General features: G+C 27.6%; 4 protein-coding genes. 1 reads left to right on the top strand and 3 read right to left on the bottom strand.

All coding sequences use genetic code 11. The features are described from left to right. On the top strand, window positions 1-322 hold a 322-nt coding region (locus E6248_RS15665), incomplete at its 5' end, for a hypothetical protein (RefSeq protein ID WP_316341696.1). An 89-nt stretch (window positions 323-411) separates the two neighbouring features. On the opposite strand, the gene E6248_RS15660 is transcribed toward E6248_RS15665, so the two are convergent. The 3 genes from E6248_RS15660 to E6248_RS15650 are packed head-to-tail and all read right to left on the bottom strand — an operon-like array spanning window position 412 to window position 1,542. Next, on the bottom strand, window positions 412-711 hold the full coding sequence (locus E6248_RS15660) for a hypothetical protein (protein WP_316341695.1): 300 nt from the start codon (window positions 709-711) through the stop codon (window positions 412-414). A gap of 38 nt (window positions 712-749) precedes the next feature. Further along, entirely contained in the window at window positions 750-1,208 is a 459-nt protein-coding gene (locus E6248_RS15655) for a GNAT family N-acetyltransferase (protein ID WP_316341694.1), read from the bottom strand. 13 nt (window positions 1,209-1,221) lie between these two features. Further along, complete coding sequence (locus tag E6248_RS15650; RefSeq protein WP_316341693.1) at window positions 1,222-1,542, bottom strand: hypothetical protein; 321 nt, start codon at window positions 1,540-1,542, stop codon at window positions 1,222-1,224. Between the last annotated feature and the right edge of the window lie 505 nt (window positions 1,543-2,047).

Genomic DNA, 2,047 nt, shown 5'->3' with positions numbered 1-2,047 from the left:
ATCTGCAATAGCTTTATTTACTATGATTTTTACAACTAATACATATGCTTATACAAATGCAACTATCCCTCCAACCGATTCAGTATATAAAGAAGGTATTTACAGGCTTGATCCTAATGATACAGGTTCTTATAATTTACAATTTAAATTTTTAAATCCTGAGAAGAACTCTGCAATTATTATTTTAGACGAGAATGCTGACATAGTTTATAAAAATATAAACTGTAACAGAAAATGTAATGCTGGCACTATTACAAATAAAAATACTATAATCTTAATATCAGATGGAGAAACTGCTTTATATTTTAGCAAAACTCCTTAATTAAAAAAGGGTTGTATATAAACAACCCTTTTTTAATTCAAACATATAAACAAACTATTAATCTATAATATGATTTAAATTAAAAACTATTAATGGTCTATTTTTAAAGAGATTGACTTTTTAATACTATACTTAATTGCATATATAATAAAATCAATTATAGCAGCTGGAAAAATAAAAGTAAGTAAGTGTGCAATATACATGAAAAGATTAGGTCCATCATTCCATGCAATACTCCTAAATGGTTCAGTATAAACAGCAAAATTCAATATAGGGTTTAATCCAATTAACAATATATTTTTATCATCATTACCTGTTATATTAATTATAATTACTGCTATGCTTGCAATAAAAAACCAGAATGTAGCACTTTTAAATATTTTCTTCATGAACCCATCTACTCCTTACCTTAAATTAAATAATATAGTCAAATTTTTAATAACTCCCACTCATATATACATTCTTGCCTTTCACCTCTTATATACATTTCATTATATATTGGTAAATCAACTATTCCTTTAAGTGTAAGACCTACCTTTTCACAAGTTCTTCTTGATGGAAAATTATCTGGATTACACGTAATAATAAGCTTTTCCATTCCATGTGCTATTGCTACTTCCCTTATGATTTTGCAAGCCTTTGCTGCATAGCCATTACCTCTATATTCTTCATTAATGGTATATCCAATATTACCCCCATAATATGTGTTTTCATTATGTCCTATTCTTATATCAATAGCTCCAATAGTATCATCCATATTATGAAGGGTAATTCTATACTTATATGAAGGGACATGCCCTTTTTCTTCATTAGCTGGCACCTTATTTTCAATCTTTAAATCAATATCACCATCAGTTAATAAGCCAAAGTCTTTAAAATAAAACAATTTACATTTTCCCCTATCCATTCAAAACACCAAATAAAAGTCCAAAAGCAATTAATACTATCATTACAATAGAAATTCCCCTTCCTATCTTAGCTCCAAAATTGTCCTTGTACTTATATCCTAAAATTACTGATGGTATAAAAAATATAAGAGAATAATAGATAGTGTAGTGAGTCCCTGAATTCCCTTGAGACCAAGGTCTTAACCCTATTTTATTTAATATAATATCTCCATAGTTAATATCTCCAAAGGTAAAAGCAAATAAAATCCCTATAACTGCTAATAATAAAGTAACTAGTCCAAAGTCTAATTTTTTATTAGTCTCTTTCTCCATAAATCCTCCAACTTAAATTTAAAACAAATTATTATAACACTACCCTATTTATTAATATATAAATGCTTTAATGTACTTTTATCTTTAATATTTCCTGAAAAACCTGACAGAGTAATCTCACCTTTTTCAATAGTATAAGAATAGTCCACGCCTGGTTCATCCTTGTATACTATACTTATATTCCATCTGCCCTCTAACTTTATCCGATCGCTACCATTGCTAATACTCCCATCTTATTAAAGTGGGAGTTAAGCACTGCTACGCGCCTGGATTAGTTTTTCTAATTTTTTCGTCTTAAGTGATACATAGGCAAAGCTAGAAATAACTAATACTATGATTATACTTAGTATTATTAAAGCCTTCTTTTTCATTTTCTAATTCCCTCCTATAAACTCACCCTTTATAATTAAATTATAACCAGTTGCCCCATAAATTTACATATAAATTCTAATAAATAATAAATTTTTAATAATCTTTTTTATAAAGGAAATTTAGAGAAGTATTT

The organism is Clostridium sp., from assembly GCF_032552055.1.
Classification (GTDB): domain Bacteria; phylum Bacillota; class Clostridia; order Clostridiales; family Clostridiaceae; genus Clostridium.
Note: the sequence above shows the minus strand (reverse complement) of the source record. Positions and strands in the feature narration are given on the sequence as shown.

Coding starts and splice junctions, on each gene's coding strand:
- E6248_RS15660 (WP_316341695.1), bottom strand. CDS start 711: ATGAAGAAAATATTTAAAAGTGCTACATTCTGGTTTTTTATTGCAAGC.
- E6248_RS15650 (WP_316341693.1), bottom strand. CDS start 1,542: ATGGAGAAAGAGACTAATAAAAAATTAGACTTTGGACTAGTTACTTTA.